The following is a 14,929-nucleotide window of genomic DNA, read 5'->3' on the forward strand; positions in this document are numbered from 1 at the left end:
CGCTCCTCAATCGCCGGAGGGGCTTGATTGGGTCAGTCGCCGGAGGGGCTTGACCTTGCTCCGACGCCCGTCAGCGCCGTGACCACCGGGTCGATGGCCTGGTTGATCTCGTCGCCGATGGAGCGGAAGAAGGTGATCGGCGCCCCGTAGGGGTCGTTCACCTCGTCCGCCTCCGCGCTGGGCGCGAGGAGCCACCCGCGTAGAGCGGCGGCAGCGCGGACCAGCGCGCGGGCGCGCTCGACCACCCCGTCGTCGAGGGGGTCGGGAAGCGTCGCCGGATCTATGGCCCGTACGAGACGGGTGAACTCCTTCAGCGTGAACGTGCGCAGCCCGGCGGAGTGCCCCATCGAGATGACCTGCGCCCGGTGGTCGCGGGTCGCGGTCAGCACCAGGTCGGCGCGGATGACGTGGTCGTCGAGGAGCTCACGGCCGAGGAAGCCCTTGGGGTCCGCGCCGTAGTCCTCCAGGACGGTCGCCGCGTTCGCCTCCATGGGCGCGCCCTCGTGCCCCCAGGTGCCCGCGCTCTCCACGATCAGTCCGCCCGTCAGCGGGTCGCCGAGGCGGTCGCTGAGGGCATGACGGGTCAGCCGCTCGGTGATCGGTGAGCGGCAGACGTTGCCGGTGCTGACGTGGAGGATTCTGAATGTGCCGCCGGAGGCGGCCGCACCTATGCCACGCCCCTCAGGGGCGGTCAATTGGCCACCTCGAGGTCGGGTACCACCTTGCGCAGCTCCTCCGCGGAGAGTGCGCCCGCGCGGAGCAGGACAGGGATCTTGCCGGTGACGTCGACGATCGAGGACGGGACGATGCCCGGGGTCGGGCCGCCGTCCAGGTAGACCGAGACGGAGTCGCCGAGCATCTCCTGTGCGGCGTCGCAGTCCTCGGGTGACGGGTGTCCCGTGAGGTTGGCGCTGGATACGGCCATCGGGCCGACCTCGGTGAGCAGTTCGATGGCGACGGGGTGCAGCGGCATACGTACGGCCACGGTGCCCCCGGTGTCGCCGAGGTCCCACTGGAGGGACGGCTGGTGCTTGGCGACGAGCGTGAGCGCGCCGGGCCAGAAGGCGTCGACGAGCTCCCAGGCCTGCTCGGAGAAGTCCGTGACCAGGCCGTGCAGGGTGTTCGGGGAGCCGATGAGGACGGGGGTGGGCATGTTGCGGCCCCGGCCCTTGGCGTCGAGGAGGTCGCGTACGCCCTCGGAGGAGAAGGCGTCGGCGCCGATGCCGTAGACGGTGTCGGTGGGGAGCACGACGAGTTCGCCCCTGCGCACGGCGGAGGCGGCTTCGCGCAGACCGGTGGTGCGGTCGGACGCGTCGTTGGTGTCGTATCGCCGTGCCATTTAGCGAGCCTCCTCGAACAAATACAGGACGGTGGTGCCGGCAGTGCCGACGGCATTCCCCGTCACGGCATGGCCTTGCGGGCCGTGGCGAAGCGGGGCCGGTTGTTCAGGTCGGGGTGATCGGCCGCGTCGGCCCAGCCCCGTTCCTCGGTGAAGATCCAGGGGACCTGGCCGCCCTGGGTGTCCGCGTGCTCGATGACGACGACGCCGCCGGGCACCAGGAGGCGGTGGGCGGTGCGCTCGATGCCGCGGATGGTGTCGAGGCCGTCCTCGCCGGAGAAGAGAGCCATCTCCGGGTCGTGGTCACGGGCCTCGGGGGCGACGTACTCCCACTCGGTGAGGGGGATGTACGGCGGGTTGGAGATCACCAGGTCGACCTGGCCGTCGAGCTCGGGAAGGGCGCTCAGGGCGTCTCCCTGGTGGACGGTGACCCTGGACCCCTCGGCGTTCTTACGGGTCCACTTCAGGGCGTCCTCGGACAGCTCCACGGCGTGCACGCGCGAGCGCGGCACCTCCTGGGCCATGGCGAGGGCGATCGCGCCCGATCCCGTACAGAGGTCGACGATCAGCGGTTCGACCACGTCCATGGCGCGCACCGCGTCTATGGCCCAGCCGACGACCGACTCGGTCTCGGGGCGGGGCACGAAGACGCCGGGTCCGACCTGGAGTTCCAGATAGCGGAAGAAGGCGCGTCCGGTGATGTGCTGGAGCGGTTCCCTGGCCTCGCGGCGGGCGATGGTCTCCCAGTAGCGGGCGTCGAAGTCCGTGTCCTTGACGTTGTGCAGCTCGCCCCGCTTGACGCCGTGCACGAAGGCGGCGAGCTCCTCCGCGTCGAAGCGCGGGGAGGGCACGCCGGCGTCGGCCAGCCGCTGGGTGGCCTGGGCCACCTCGGCAAGCAGCAGGTTCATGCGGTTCTCCGTACGGGCTGGCACTGAGTTGCTACAACGATGACTGGACTGACTTCTGCTGGGCTGCTTCTGCTTCTACTGGGCCGCGGCGAGCTTGGCCGCGGAGTCCGCGTCGACGCACGCCTGGATCATGGCGTCGAGGTCTCCGTCGAGGACCTGGTCCAAGTTGTACGCCTTGAAGCCGACGCGGTGGTCGGAGATGCGGTTTTCCGGGAAGTTGTAGGTCCGGATCTTCTCGGAGCGGTCCACGGTACGCACCTGGCTGCGGCGCACGTCGGAGGCTTCCTGCTCGGCTGCCTCCTGGGCCGCGGCGAGGAGCCGCGAGCGCAGGATGCGCATGGCCTGCTCCTTGTTCTGGAGCTGGCTCTTCTCGTTCTGGCAGGACGCCACGACGCCGGTCGGCAGGTGCGTGATGCGGACCGCGGAGTCGGTGGTGTTGACGGACTGGCCGCCGGGGCCCGACGAGCGGTAGACGTCGATACGGAGATCGTTCGCGTGGACCTCGACCTCGACCTCCTCCGCCTCGGGCGTGACCAGCACACCGGCGGCGGAGGTGTGGATACGGCCCGCGGACTCGGTGGAGGGCACGCGCTGCACGCGGTGCACCCCGCCCTCGTACTTCATCCGCGCCCAGACGCCCTGGCCGGGCTCGGTCGCACCGTTGCCGCCCTTGGTCTTCACGGAGACCTGGACGTCCTTGTAGCCGCCCAGCTCGGACTCGGTGGCGTCGATGATCTCGGTCTTCCAGCCGATGCGCTCGGCGTACCGCAGATACATCCGCAGGAGGTCACCGGCGAACAGGGCCGACTCGTCGCCGCCCGCACCCGCCTTGATCTCCAGCAGGACGTCCTTGTCGTCGCTGGGGTCGCGGGGCACCAGGAGCAGCCGGAGCTTCTCGGTGAGTTCCTCGCGCTGTCCCTGCAGCTCCTTCACCTCGGCGGCGAAGTCCGGGTCGTCCGCGGCCAGTTCGCGGGCCGTCTCGATGTCGTCCCCGGTCTGCTTCCAGGAGCGGTACGTGGAGACGATCGGGGTCAGCTCGGCGTAACGCTTGCCGAGCTTGCGCGCATTCGCCTGGTCCGCGTGGACCGACGGGTCTGCGAGCTTCGTCTCGAGACCGGCGTGCTCGCCGATGAGATCCTCGACCGCCTCGAACATCTTCGGGCTCCTGCTTCTGTACGTGTCCGTACTTAAAGGGCTGCTTGGACCGCAAAAGCGCCGGTCCGGTCGCTCCTGGGGAGCGACCGAGAACCGGCGCAGATGGCTCGCTACTTGGAAGCGGCAGCCTTGCCGAAGCGGGCCTCGAAGCGGGCCACACGGCCACCGGTGTCCATGATCTTCTGCTTGCCCGTGTAGAACGGGTGGCACTCGGAGCAGACCTCGGCGCGGATGGCGCCTTCGGAGAGGGTGCTACGGGTGGTGAACGAGGCGCCACAGGTGCAGCTGACCTGGGTCTCGAAGTACTGGGGGTGGATCTCGCGCTTCAAGGTGTCTCCTAGGTTCGGGAGGGTGCCGGGTCGCCACGACGGAGTTGCCGAGACGTGAACCGGGACCGACGTACCAGTCTGCCAGCACTGGCCGATGCTTCAAAATCAAGCACATTTCACAGAACCGGGGGATGCCCGTTTCTATTCCCCTACGACCCTGCGACGATCTTGCCCGCGGAGCCCGTGTCGCCCGCGGATCCCTTGGTGGCCGAGGCGGGGATCGCCTTGTCCGCCTTGAGCGCGGCCCAGACCTGCTGGGACTTCGCGTCGAGGGGAATGACGCGGTTCGGGTCGGCCGGGTCGTACTGCACCGGCAGCGTGACCATCTTCATGCTGCTCGAACTGATCGACTTCAGTCCGTTGGCGAAGCTGGACAGGCTGGACACCGAGGCCAGATCGGAGTCGGTGGTGACCGTCTTGGTGGCGGCCTCGGCGAGGCTGAGGAGCTTGGTGGGGCTCGTGAAGACGCCGACGCCCTTGACCTGCTTGATCAGCGCCTTGATGAAGGCCTGCTGCAGCTGGATGCGGCCGAGGTCGCTGCCGTCGCCGACGCCGTGCCGGGTACGGACGAGTCCGAGCGCCTGCTCACCGTCGAGGGTGTGCGTGCCGGCCTTGAGGTTCAGATGGCTCTTGCTGTCGTTGATGTCCTTGGTCGTGGTGATCGGCACCCCGCCCAGCTCGTCGATCAGCTTCTTGAAGCCGGTGAAGTCGACCTCGATGTAGTGGTCCATGCGGATGCCGGACATCGACTCGATGGTCTTGACCGCGCAGGCGGGCCCGCCGACCTCGTACGCCGTGTTGAACATGAGGCGCTTGCCACCGGGGTCCGTCCCGCTGGAGGTGGTGCAGGACGGGCGTGTGACCAGGGTGTCCCGGGGGATGGAGACGACACTGGCCGACTTGTGGCCCTTGTAGACGTGCACGACCATCGCGGTGTCCGAGCGGGAGGCGCCCTCGTCCTTGCCGTACTGGGCGTTCTTGCCCGCCCGCGAGTCGGAGCCGAGGACCAGGATGTCCATCGAGCCGTTGTCGACCTGCGCGGGGCGGCTGGTGCCGAGCGCGGCGTTGATGTCGACGCCCTTGATGTTGCCGTTGAGCTTGAAGTAGAGGTACCCGAGCCCGCCGCCGCCGAGCAGCACCACGGCTGCCGCGACCCAGGCGGTGATGGTCAGCACTCTGCGGCGCGTCGACTGCGGCTTGCGGCGCTTGCCGGCGGCTCGCTTGCCGCCGCTGCCACTGCCGCTGCTGCCGCCGCCGCGTATTCGGCTTTCCTTGCTGTGCTCGGCCATGCTCTCCCTCGAGTCCTCGTAGGTCCGGCTACCCCCTGCCAAGACGGTCAGGCATGGTCGGTCGGTACTTGTCAGACGGTGGAACAGGCCAAAGCGTTGCACAACGCCCTGTCACTTCCGCTGGGGGCGGGAGTGACAGGGCGTTGGGGTGCGGGGGCTGTGAAATCCAGCCTCACCTGGGAATTCAGCCGAAAATGCCGTACTGCTGCCGGCCGTTTCCGATGGTGGCGGGTGTGGCAAAGATCTCCGCCGAGGCCCGGCAAGGGGTTGCACAACGCCCTGTGACCACCGCGGAGTGCGGCGGTCACAGGACACGTACACAGGAGAAGGGGCTCGCCCCTCACTCACCTGGGATATCAGCCGACGGTGTAGTAACCGTTCCAGCCGGATCCGAGCTTCACCGATGCGGCGAAGATCTCAGAGGTGGCCTTCCCTGTGCCCTTCAGCAGATACAGAGCACCACTGGTCGAGCGGGCGATCAGGTCGGCCTTCCCGTCCCCGTTCACATCGCCGGGAGTGACGAGCAGGTTGTACGCCGCCCAGTTGGTGCGCACCTTCACGGGCGCCTCGAACGGGGCCGTGGACTTTCCGGTGCCCTTGACCAGGTACAGATCGTTGGTACCGCCGCGCCGGACCAGCAGGTCGGACTTGCCGTCGTTGGTGTAGTCACCGTTGCCGCGGACCTGGTTGTACACCTGGTAGCCGGTGGCCGCCTTGGTCGCCGTGGCGAAGGTCCCGTTGCCGTAACTCGGGTACACCGTCAGGTCGCCGGTCGAGGTCACAGCGACGATGTCGCCCTTGCCGTCACCATTGACATCGCCGGGGGCCGCGATGGCCCGTACCGTCTTCCAGTTGCTGAAGAGCTTGGTCTTCGCGTAGGTGGCACTGCTCGCCGAGCGGTGCAGCCAGTAGACGTTGCCGGTCGAGCTCTCCCGCGCGACGAGATCCTCGTAGCCGTCCCGGTTCAGATCCGTCTGGACGATGGTGTTGTACGCGCTGTAGGAGCCGGCGAAGGCCTTGCGGGCGGCCAGCGACTCACCGTTCGAGTTGAAGGTGTAACCCGTGGCGCCGGTGGTACGGGCGAAGAGGTCCGCCTTGGTGTCCCGGCTGAAGTTGCTGTCATTGATCCGGGGCTGGATCGCCGCGTTGTACGTCGAGACCTTGGTGTAGGCGTCGTACGTACCCGCGAGATTGCACAGCTGCTGCTCGGTCGCCGGCCCCCAGGAGGTGAGGCCGATGATCCGGCCGCTGACCATCATGGGGCTGCCCGAGTCACCGGGGCAGGTCGCCTTGCCTGTCGCGTCGTTGTCGGTGCCACCCTCGCCCGCGCAGATCATGTGGCCGGCCTTGTAGGCACCTGGCGTGTTGACCGCCGCGTCCAGGTTCGCCGTGCATTCCGCGTCGGAGTGCAGCGGCTGGTCCACCCGCTGGAGGACGTCCGCGAGCTGCGCCGTGTCCGCGTTGGACGTGGTCACACCCCACCCGTAGGTGGTGGCCACTGTCGCGGGGGCGTACCGGGCGGTGTCGCCGAACGAGGCGGGCTGAGCCGTCTGGTACGGGAGCGGCTTCGACAGCGTCAACACCGCGATGTCGTTGTCTATGGCGCTCGGGTTGTAGGAGCCTGCGCGGTACACACGAGAGACGGTGGCCACCGTCCCCTCGGGCTTGGACCCGCCGCCGCCGACCAATTTGGCGGTACCGCCGAGAACCATGCCGTGGCCGGCCCAGTTCATGACACTGCCGTCTTCTGCGGTGACACAGTGAGCGGCGGTGAGCACCTTGTTCGGGGCAATGAGAGTGCCGCCGCAGGTGAAGTAGAAGGAACCGTCGTTGTCCCACTCGAAGAGCAGTTGCACCATCCAGGGAGCACTGCTGAGCGCTGTGGACGTACCACCGATGATCTTCGGGGACGCACTGACGGTCTTTACGACCTCCGTGCCCTTGGGCGGAAGGAATTTCGGACCGCTGTCGCTGGCCTGGGCGTTGAACGCCAGCCCTCCCCCGAGCAGCGCAAGTGCCGCAGCACCGGCGGTTATGAGTCTGCGGACCTTGTGCACCGGTCTGCCGTGACGTGACACACGCACGCAATTCTCCTGTTATTCAAAGGACTTCGAGGATTGACGCCGTATGGGGGGATGGGAACGGCTGACCGATGCTACATGCATAAATCCGCCCCGTCACCAGAGTGACGGGGCGGATTCATGAGGCATGACGGTGAACGACAAAGCGTCAGTCGTTGCCGTTCGAAGGCGTCGTCTTCGCGATCTGCATCAGGAATTCGGCGTTCGACTTCGTCTGCTTCATCTTGTCGAGAAGCAGCTCGATCGCCTGCTGCGAGTCGAGCGCGTGCAGCACCCGGCGCAGCTTCCAGACAATGGCGAGTTCCTCCGGGTTGAGGAGGATCTCTTCCTTGCGCGTACCCGAAGGGTCGACGTCGACCGCCGGGAAGATGCGCTTGTCGGCGAGCTTCCGGTCGAGCTTGAGCTCCATGTTGCCGGTGCCCTTGAACTCCTCGAAGATCACCTCGTCCATGCGCGAGCCGGTCTCCACGAGCGCGGTGGCGAGGATGGTCAGCGAGCCGCCGTCCTCGATGTTGCGCGCCGCACCGAAGAAGCGCTTCGGCGGGTAGAGCGCGGTCGAGTCGACACCGCCGGAGAGGATACGACCGGAGGCCGGGGCCGCCAGGTTGTACGCACGGCCCAGGCGGGTGATCGAGTCGAGCAGCACGACCACGTCGTGACCCAGCTCAACGAGGCGCTTGGCGCGCTCGATGGCCAGCTCGGCGACCGTGGTGTGGTCCTCGGCGGGACGGTCGAAGGTCGAGGAGATGACCTCGCCCTTCACCGACCGCTGCATGTCCGTGACCTCTTCCGGACGCTCGTCGACCAGGACGACCATCAGGTGGCACTCGGGGTTGTTGACCGTGATCGCGTTGGCGATCGCCTGCATGATCATGGTCTTGCCGGTCTTCGGCGGAGCCACGATCAGACCGCGCTGGCCCTTGCCGATCGGTGCGACCAGGTCGATGATCCGGGTCGTCAGGATGCCCGGGTCGGTCTCCAGACGCAGCCGGTCCTGCGGGTACAGGGGGGTCAGCTTCTGGAACTCGGGGCGCCCGCGGCCTGAGTCGGCCGCCATGCCGTTCGAGGAGTCCAGGCGCACCAGCGCGTTGAACTTCTCGCGGCGCTCGCCGTCCTTGGGCTGGCGTACGGCACCGGTGACGTGGTCACCCTTGCGCAGGCCGTTCTTGCGGACCTGGGCCAGCGAGACGTACACGTCGTTCGGGCCCGGCAGGTAGCCGGAGGTCCGGATGAACGCGTAGTTGTCGAGGATGTCCAGGATGCCCGCGACGGGGATCAGTACGTCGTCGTCGTTGACCTGCGGCGGAGCGTCGCTGCCGAACTCCTCGCGGCCACGACGGCCACGACGGTCACGGTAGCGGCCACGGCGGCCGCGACGGCCGTCGCCGAACTCGTCGTCGTCCAGCGGGCCGTTGTCACGGTTCTGGTTGTCGCGGTTCTGGCCCTGGCCGCCCTGACTCTGGCCGCCCTGACCGGCATTGCCCTGGCCTGCGTTGCCCTGACCGGCGTTGCCCTGACCCTGGCTCTGGCCCTGACCCTGCTGGCCGCCCTGGCGCTGCTGGCGCTGGCCGCCCTGCTGGTCGTCGCCCTTGCCGCCGCGGTCACGGCGGTTGCCGCGGTCCTGACGGTCACCGCGGTCGCTGCGCTCACCGCGGTCCCGGCGGTCGCGCCGCTCACGGCGGCCCTCGGCGCTGTCGGCCGCGCCCTCGGCCTTGGCATCGGCCGGAGCCTCCGCCTTGACTTCCGTCTTCACGGCCTGGACCTCGGCGGCGGCAGTGGCCGTCGCGGTCTCGGGGCTGCCCGCCTGCGCGGTGGCACGGCGACGGCGGCGCTCACCGGTCGGCTGGTCGTCGCTGGCCGGCTGGCCCGGAATGTCGATCTGCTGCTGGGCCGTGGCCTTCTCCGCCTTCTTCTCGGCGGCAGGGGCCACGGCGACCTCGTCGCCCGTACGGGCCTTGGAGGTGGCACGACGCTTCGGCTTGGTCTCGGCCACGTCGGTACCGGTGCTCTTGGGCGTGGACGTACCGCCCTGCGCCTCCTTGATGACCTCGATCAGCTGGCTCTTGCGCATCCGCGCAGTGCCCTTGATGCCGAGGCCGGACGCGACCTGCTGCAGCTCGGCCAGGACCATGCCCTCAAGGCCGGTGCCGGAGCGGCGACGCTTGGGGGCAGCACCTGTGGCGGACGCGCTGCTGTCGACGTTGTTGTCGGCAGGTGCGCCCATCAGATCGGTGGTGTCGCTCACGAAGGGTCCTTCCCTGGAGCGGACGTCGGCCTGTCTGGCTCGGCGACCGGTTGTGCTGTCCGTCGGGTATGGCGGAGAAACAAATGTGCTGAGGGGTGACCGGCTCGGGGCCGGTTCCGGAGCGTGCTCGAACTGCTAGGCAGGCTGCTCAGGCAGTGGGGGAGGCTCCCGGAAGAAAAGCGGTCCCCGATGGGGACACGAAGCACCGCGCCACAACGACGTCGAGTGCAGACTTGAGATTAACACTACCGGATCCAACAAACATTCCCCCTCTCCATACCGGCACGCTGTGGCCTGGGCGACTATGGCGATCCGAGCGGAAGGACGCTCGCACCCGGGACGTCGAGAGCCAGCCGGTTGGCCGCCCATCCCTCGCCCGCCAGCCGTGCGACCTTGTCGGCCGCACTGTCCTCGACCAGCGCGAGCACCGTGGGGCCCGCGCCGGAGATGACTGCGGGGACGCCGTCCGCGCGCAGTCGGTTGACCAGGGCCACACTCTCCGGCATTGCGGGAGCACGGTACTCCTGGTGCAGTCGGTCCTCGGTCGCCGCGAGCAGCAGCTCGGGGCGCCGGGTCAGTGCTTCTACGAGGAGAGCGGCGCGGCCCGCGTTGGCGGCTGCGTCCACATGGGGGACGGTCCGCGGCAGCAGGCCACGTGCGGTCTCCGTCAGTACAGGCTTACCCGGTACGAAGACCACCGGAACGATGGAATCTGCCGGATCCATCCGAATGGCCCGCGCCGCTCCCCCGTCGGTCCAGGCGAGCGTGAAGCCGCCGAGGAGACAGGCGGCGACATTGTCGGGGTGGCCCTCGATCTCCGTGGCGAGCTCGAGCAGCGCCTCGTCGTCGAGCTTCTCGGCCCCGCCTATGGTCACGGCACGGGCGGCCATGATCCCGGCGCAGATGGCGGCGGACGAGGAGCCCAGGCCGCGGCCGTGCGGGATCCGGTTGGCGCAGACGATCTCCAGGCCGCGCGGTTGTCCGCCGAGCAGGTCGAAGGCGGTGCGCAGGGAGCGTACGAGCAGATGGTCCTCGTCGCGGGGCAGCGTGTCGGCGCCCTCGCCCGCGATGTCGATGTGCAGTCCGGCGTCGGCGACGCGGACCACCACGTCGTCGTAGAGGCCGAGAGAGAGTCCGAAGGCGTCGAAGCCCGGTCCGAGGTTGGCGCTGGAAGCGGGGACGCGCACCCGGACGGCAGCGGCGCGGAAAGCGGGACCGGCCATCGTGGTGATGACTCTCCTTGTGGGACTGCAGACCTGGTGTCGGCTGCGGGACTGTTCTGAAGCTTGGAGTACCCAAAAGGCCTTGGCGGCAACAGCACCGCGGCATATGCGGCGGCGCGGGTTGGGTACAGCCTATCGAAGGAAGGTTCTGTGGCGACATAGGGCGCACAGGAGGCGCACGATGCGTGTCGCAAGCCCCCTGTGCGCTCTTGGGTACTAGACCAGACCGAGGCGCTCCGCGGCGGCGGCCGCGTCGACCGGGACCGTGACCGGCTGGGGTGCGCCGGCGACGGCCCAGTCGGGGTCCTTGAGGCCGTTGCCGGTCACCGTGCACACGATCTTCTGCCCGGGGTCGACCTTGCCCTCGTCGGCGGCCTTCAGGAGTCCGGCGACCGAAGCGGCCGAGGCGGGCTCGACGAAGACGCCCTCCTGCGCGGCGAGAAGCCGGTAGGCGGAGAGGATCTGACGGTCCGTGACCTCGTCGATGAAGCCGCCCGACTCGTCGCGCGCGTCGAGTGCGTACTGCCAGGACGCGGGGTTGCCGATGCGAATCGCGGTGGCGATCGTCGAGGGGTCCTTGACGATCTCGCCGCGCACGATGGGCGCCGATCCCGAGGCCTGGAAGCCCCACATCCGGGGGGTGTGGGTGGAGAGCGCGTCGGCCGCGTACTCCTTGTACCCCTTCCAGTACGCCGTGATGTTGCCGGCGTTGCCCACGGGAAGGACGTGGATGTCCGGCGCGTCGCCGAGCGCGTCGACGATCTCGAAGGCGGCGGTCTTCTGGCCCTCGATACGGACCGGGTTGACCGAATTGACCAGCGCCACGGGGTAGTTGTCCGAGAGCCGGCGGGCCAGGGTCAGGCAGTCGTCGAAGTTGCCGTCGACCTGGAGGATCTTGGCGCCGTGGACCAGCGCCTGGCCCATCTTGCCGATCGCGATCTTGCCCTGCGGTACGAGGACGGCGCAGACCATTCCGGCGCGTACCGCGTAGGCGGCGGCGGAGGCGGAGGTGTTGCCGGTGGAGGCGCAGATGACGGCCTGCGCACCCTCCTCCTTGGCGCGGGTGATCGCCATGGTCATGCCGCGGTCCTTGAAGGAGCCGGTGGGGTTGGCGCCCTCGACCTTGAGGTGCACCTCGCAGCCCGTGCGCTCGGAGAGGACCTGAGCGAGGACGAGCGGCGTGCCGCCTTCACAGAGGCTGACGACGGGCGTGGAGGCCGTGACCGGCAGCCGGTCCCGGTACTCCTCGATGATGCCGCGCCACTGGTGGGTGCCCTTGGTGGTCATGGGTCCTTACTCCCCTTCAACACGCATGATGCTGGCGACACCGCGCACGGTGTCGAGCTTGCGCAGTGCCTCGACGGTCCCCGAAAGGGCGGCGTCGGGCGCGCGGTGGGTGACGACGACGAGAGAGGCCTCGCCGGCGCTGTCAGGTCGGCCCTGCTGTCGGACGGTATCGATGGATACGCCCTGCTCGGCGAAGACCGTCGCCACCTGGGCGAGAACGCCCGGCTTGTCGGCCACGTCGAGACTGATGTGGTACCGCGTGACCACGTCGCCCATGGGGCTGACGGGCAGCCGCGTGTACGCGGACTCACCGGGTCCGGTGGTCTCGTCGAGCTTGTTGCGGCAGACCGCGACCAGGTCGCCCAGAACGGCGGACGCGGTCGGGGCGCCACCGGCACCGGGTCCGTAGAACATCAGCTGACCTGCGGCTTCCGCCTCGACGAAGACCGCGTTGTACGCCTCGCGCACGGAGGCCAGCGGGTGGGTCAGCGGGATCATCGCGGGGTGCACACGGGCGGTCACGGACTTGCCGTCGGCGGCGCGCTCGCAGATCGCGAGGAGCTTGACCGTGCAGCCCATGCGCTTCGCGGACGCGATGTCGGAGGCGGTGACCTCGGTGAGGCCCTCGCGGTAGACGTCGCCGATCTTCACCCGGGTGTGGAAGGCGATCCCGGCGAGGATGGCGGCCTTGGCGGCGGCGTCGAAGCCCTCGACGTCGGCGGTGGGGTCGGCCTCGGCGTACCCGAGCGCGGTGGCCTCGTCGAGCGCCTCGGAGTAACCGGCACCACTCGAGTCCATCTTGTCGAGGATGAAGTTCGTGGTGCCGTTGACGATGCCGAGCACGCGGTTGACCTTGTCGCCCGCGAGGGACTCGCGCAGCGGGCGTACGAGAGGGATCGCGCCGGCGACGGCGGCCTCGTAGTACAGGTCCCTGCCGTGCTCCTCGGCCTTCGCGTGCAGGGCCGCGCCGTCCTCTGCGAGCAGCGCCTTGTTGGCGGAGACGACGGAGGCGCCGTGCTCGAAAGCGGTGGTGATCAGGGTGCGGGCGGGCTCGATGCCGCCGATGACCTCGATGACGACGTCGATGTCCCCGCGTTTGACCAGGGCCGTCGCATCGGTGGTGATCAGCGCGGGGTCGATGCCCTCGCGGACCTTGGAGGGACGGCGGACGGCTACGCCGGCGAGCTCTACGGGGGCCCCGATGCGGGCCGTGAGGTCGTCGGCGTGCGTCGTCATGATGCGGGCCACCTCTGAGCCGACCACTCCACAGCCCAGCAGCGCCACCTTCAGCGGACGCGTACGCATCATCCGACCTCACTTCCTCACTACGGCTCGCCTCGCAGACTGTGCGGGGCTCCCCTGGCCGGCTCGCTCGTCCGGCTGGGGGTCCGGGGGTCGTCCCCCGGGAGAATGCAGTCTTCTACGGTGTGGACCAGTCTCACTCACCGGACGGGAGTTCCTATCCCCCGTCCGGATTATGAGACCGCTATTTCACTAACCGACATCGAGACGCAGGAGATCTTCCTCTGTCTCACGCCGGACGATCACGCGGGCCTCGCCGTCGCGGACGGCGACGACGGGCGGGCGCAGTGCGTGGTTGTAGTTGCTCGCCATGGAGCGGCAGTACGCGCCGGTGGCGGGGACGGCGATCAGGTCGCCGGGCGCCAGGTCGGCGGGGAGGAAGGCGTCCTTGACGACGATGTCGCCGCTCTCGCAGTGCTTGCCGACCACCCGGACCAGCATGGGCTCGGCGGTGGACGTGCGCGAGACGAGGGCGACGGTGTACTCGGCGTCGTAGAGCGCGGTACGGATGTTGTCGGACATGCCGCCGTCGACGCTGACGTAGGTGCGCAGGCCTTCGAGGGGCTTGATGGTGCCGACCTCGTACAGCGTGAAGGCCGTCGGGCCGACGATCGCGCGGCCCGGCTCGACGGAGATGCGGGGGCTTCGCAGGCTTGAGGACTCGCACTCGCGGGTGACGATCTCGCCGAGTGCCTTGGCGATCTCCTGCGGCTCGCGCGGGTCGTCGTCGGAGGTGTACGCGATGCCGAGCCCGCCGCCGAGGTCGATCTCGGGGAGCTCGACGCCATGCTCGTCGCGGATCTCGGCGAGGAGCTGGACGACACGGCGGGCGGAGACCTCGAAGCCGGCCATGTCGAAGATCTGCGAGCCGATGTGGCTGTGGATGCCGAGGAGTTCGAGCCCGTCGAGCTTGAGTGCGCGGCGTACGGCCTCGGCGGCCAGACCGCCCGCGAGCGCGATGCCGAACTTCTGGTCCTCGTGCGCGGTGGCGATGAACTCGTGGGTGTGCGCCTCGACTCCGACGGTGACGCGGATCAGGACGGGCTGGCGCTTGCCCAGGCTCTGCGCGATGTGCGCGACGCGGACGATCTCCTGGAAGGAGTCGAGGACGATACGGCCGACGCCCGCACGGATGGCGCGCTCGATCTCCTCGGGGGTCTTGTTGTTGCCGTGGAAGGCGATGCGCTCGGCGGGCATTCCGGCGTCGAGTGCGGTGGTGAGCTCGCCGCCGGAGCAGACGTCGAGGTTGAGTCCTTCCTCCTGCAGCCAGCGGACGATCGCGCGGGAGAGGAAGGCCTTCCCCGCGTAGAAGACATCGGCGTTCTGGCCGAAGGCGTCCGACCAGGCGCGGCAGCGGGCGCGGAAGTCGGCTTCGTCGAGGAAGTACGCAGGCGTGCCGAACTCCTCGGCGAGGCGCGTCACTTCGAGGCCGCCGATGGTGACGACGCCGTCGTCGTTGCGGTCGATCGTGCGCGCCCAGACCTTCTCGTCGAGGACGTTGAGGTCGGCGGGCGGCGCCGCGTAGTGGCCCTCGGTGTAGACATCGCCATGGCGGGGCCCTGCGGGGTGGGCGTTACGGCTCATCTCTTCGCTCTTTCAGACTCAGACGAATTCGGGTGCGCTGATGCCGAGCAGGGACAGGCCGCCTGCGAGCACCGTCCCGGCGGCCTCGGCGAGTGCCAGCCGGGAGCGGTGGGCGGCCGAGGGTTTCTCGTCGCCGATGGGCAGCACGGTGGGGAGCAGGTCCAGGAGTGCGTCGGCGATGGTGACC

Annotated in this window: 13 protein-coding genes; all 13 read right to left on the reverse strand. The window is 68.7% G+C overall.

Annotated elements, in window-relative coordinates; genetic code table 11:
• Positions 1-32: 32 nt before the first annotated feature.
• Complete coding sequence (locus tag J0695_RS07245; protein WP_206961021.1) at positions 33-695, reverse strand: arsenate reductase/protein-tyrosine-phosphatase family protein; 663 nt, start codon at positions 693-695, stop codon at positions 33-35.
• On the reverse strand, positions 692-1,339 hold the full coding sequence (locus tag J0695_RS07250) for an L-threonylcarbamoyladenylate synthase (protein WP_206961022.1): 648 nt from the start codon (positions 1,337-1,339) through the stop codon (positions 692-694). The genes J0695_RS07245 and J0695_RS07250 overlap by 4 nt, the downstream gene beginning before the upstream one ends.
• Before the next feature lie 62 nt (positions 1,340-1,401).
• Positions 1,402-2,247: a peptide chain release factor N(5)-glutamine methyltransferase gene (prmC, locus tag J0695_RS07255; protein WP_206961023.1), complete on the reverse strand. Its 846-nt coding sequence runs from the start codon at positions 2,245-2,247 to the stop codon at positions 1,402-1,404.
• A gap of 75 nt (positions 2,248-2,322) precedes the next feature.
• Entirely contained in the window at positions 2,323-3,402 is a 1,080-nt protein-coding gene (gene prfA / locus J0695_RS07260; protein WP_206961024.1) for a peptide chain release factor 1, read from the reverse strand.
• A gap of 110 nt (positions 3,403-3,512) precedes the next feature.
• On the reverse strand, positions 3,513-3,731 hold the full coding sequence (gene rpmE / locus J0695_RS07265; protein WP_206961025.1) for a 50S ribosomal protein L31: 219 nt from the start codon (positions 3,729-3,731) through the stop codon (positions 3,513-3,515).
• A gap of 149 nt (positions 3,732-3,880) precedes the next feature.
• A complete protein-coding gene (locus J0695_RS07270) occupies positions 3,881-5,020 on the reverse strand; it encodes an LCP family protein (RefSeq protein ID WP_206961026.1) in 1,140 nt (379 codons plus the stop codon).
• A gap of 356 nt (positions 5,021-5,376) precedes the next feature.
• A complete protein-coding gene (locus tag J0695_RS07275; RefSeq protein WP_206961027.1) occupies positions 5,377-7,104 on the reverse strand; it encodes a trypsin-like serine protease in 1,728 nt (575 codons plus the stop codon).
• Between the two features lie 145 nt (positions 7,105-7,249).
• The gene (rho, locus tag J0695_RS07280; RefSeq protein ID WP_206961028.1) at positions 7,250-9,346 is read right to left on the reverse strand and encodes a transcription termination factor Rho; all 2,097 of its coding nucleotides are present in this window, start codon (positions 9,344-9,346) and stop codon (positions 7,250-7,252) included.
• Positions 9,347-9,648: 302 nt separating this feature from the next.
• Positions 9,649-10,569: a homoserine kinase gene (gene thrB / locus J0695_RS07285; RefSeq protein ID WP_206961029.1), complete on the reverse strand. Its 921-nt coding sequence runs from the start codon at positions 10,567-10,569 to the stop codon at positions 9,649-9,651.
• Between the two features lie 216 nt (positions 10,570-10,785).
• Positions 10,786-11,856, reverse strand: coding sequence for a threonine synthase (gene thrC, locus J0695_RS07290; protein WP_206961030.1), 1,071 nt, complete (start codon positions 11,854-11,856; stop codon positions 10,786-10,788).
• A 6-nt stretch (positions 11,857-11,862) separates the two neighbouring features.
• Positions 11,863-13,164 carry a homoserine dehydrogenase gene (locus J0695_RS07295; RefSeq protein ID WP_206961031.1) on the reverse strand — a complete coding sequence of 434 codons (1,302 nt, stop codon included), beginning with the start codon at positions 13,162-13,164 and terminating at the stop codon, positions 11,863-11,865.
• Between the two features lie 186 nt (positions 13,165-13,350).
• Positions 13,351-14,742 (reverse strand): diaminopimelate decarboxylase, encoded by a 1,392-nt coding sequence (gene lysA / locus J0695_RS07300; RefSeq protein ID WP_206961032.1) that lies wholly within the window; start codon positions 14,740-14,742, stop codon positions 13,351-13,353.
• Positions 14,743-14,760: 18 nt separating this feature from the next.
• Positions 14,761-14,929, reverse strand: a 169-nt coding sequence (locus J0695_RS45110) for a DALR anticodon-binding domain-containing protein (RefSeq protein WP_277989952.1), incomplete at its 5' end; no start/stop codon positions are given.

It is taken from the genome of Streptomyces beijiangensis (assembly GCF_017315755.1).
GTDB lineage: Bacteria > Actinomycetota > Actinomycetes > Streptomycetales > Streptomycetaceae > Streptomyces > Streptomyces beijiangensis.

Bases quoted from the DNA above. Each gene is read 5' to 3' on its own strand.
- lysA (WP_206961032.1), bottom strand. From the start codon at position 14,742: ATGAGCCGTAACGCCCACCCCGCAGGGCCCCGCCATGGCGATGTCTAC.
- prmC (WP_206961023.1), bottom strand. From the start codon at position 2,247: ATGAACCTGCTGCTTGCCGAGGTGGCCCAGGCCACCCAGCGGCTGGCC.
- J0695_RS07295 (WP_206961031.1), bottom strand. From the start codon at position 13,164: ATGATGCGTACGCGTCCGCTGAAGGTGGCGCTGCTGGGCTGTGGAGTG.
- J0695_RS07270 (WP_206961026.1), bottom strand. From the start codon at position 5,020: ATGGCCGAGCACAGCAAGGAAAGCCGAATACGCGGCGGCGGCAGCAGC.
- J0695_RS07250 (WP_206961022.1), bottom strand. From the start codon at position 1,339: ATGGCACGGCGATACGACACCAACGACGCGTCCGACCGCACCACCGGT.
- prfA (WP_206961024.1), bottom strand. From the start codon at position 3,402: ATGTTCGAGGCGGTCGAGGATCTCATCGGCGAGCACGCCGGTCTCGAG.
- thrC (WP_206961030.1), bottom strand. From the start codon at position 11,856: ATGACCACCAAGGGCACCCACCAGTGGCGCGGCATCATCGAGGAGTAC.
- thrB (WP_206961029.1), bottom strand. From the start codon at position 10,569: ATGGCCGGTCCCGCTTTCCGCGCCGCTGCCGTCCGGGTGCGCGTCCCC.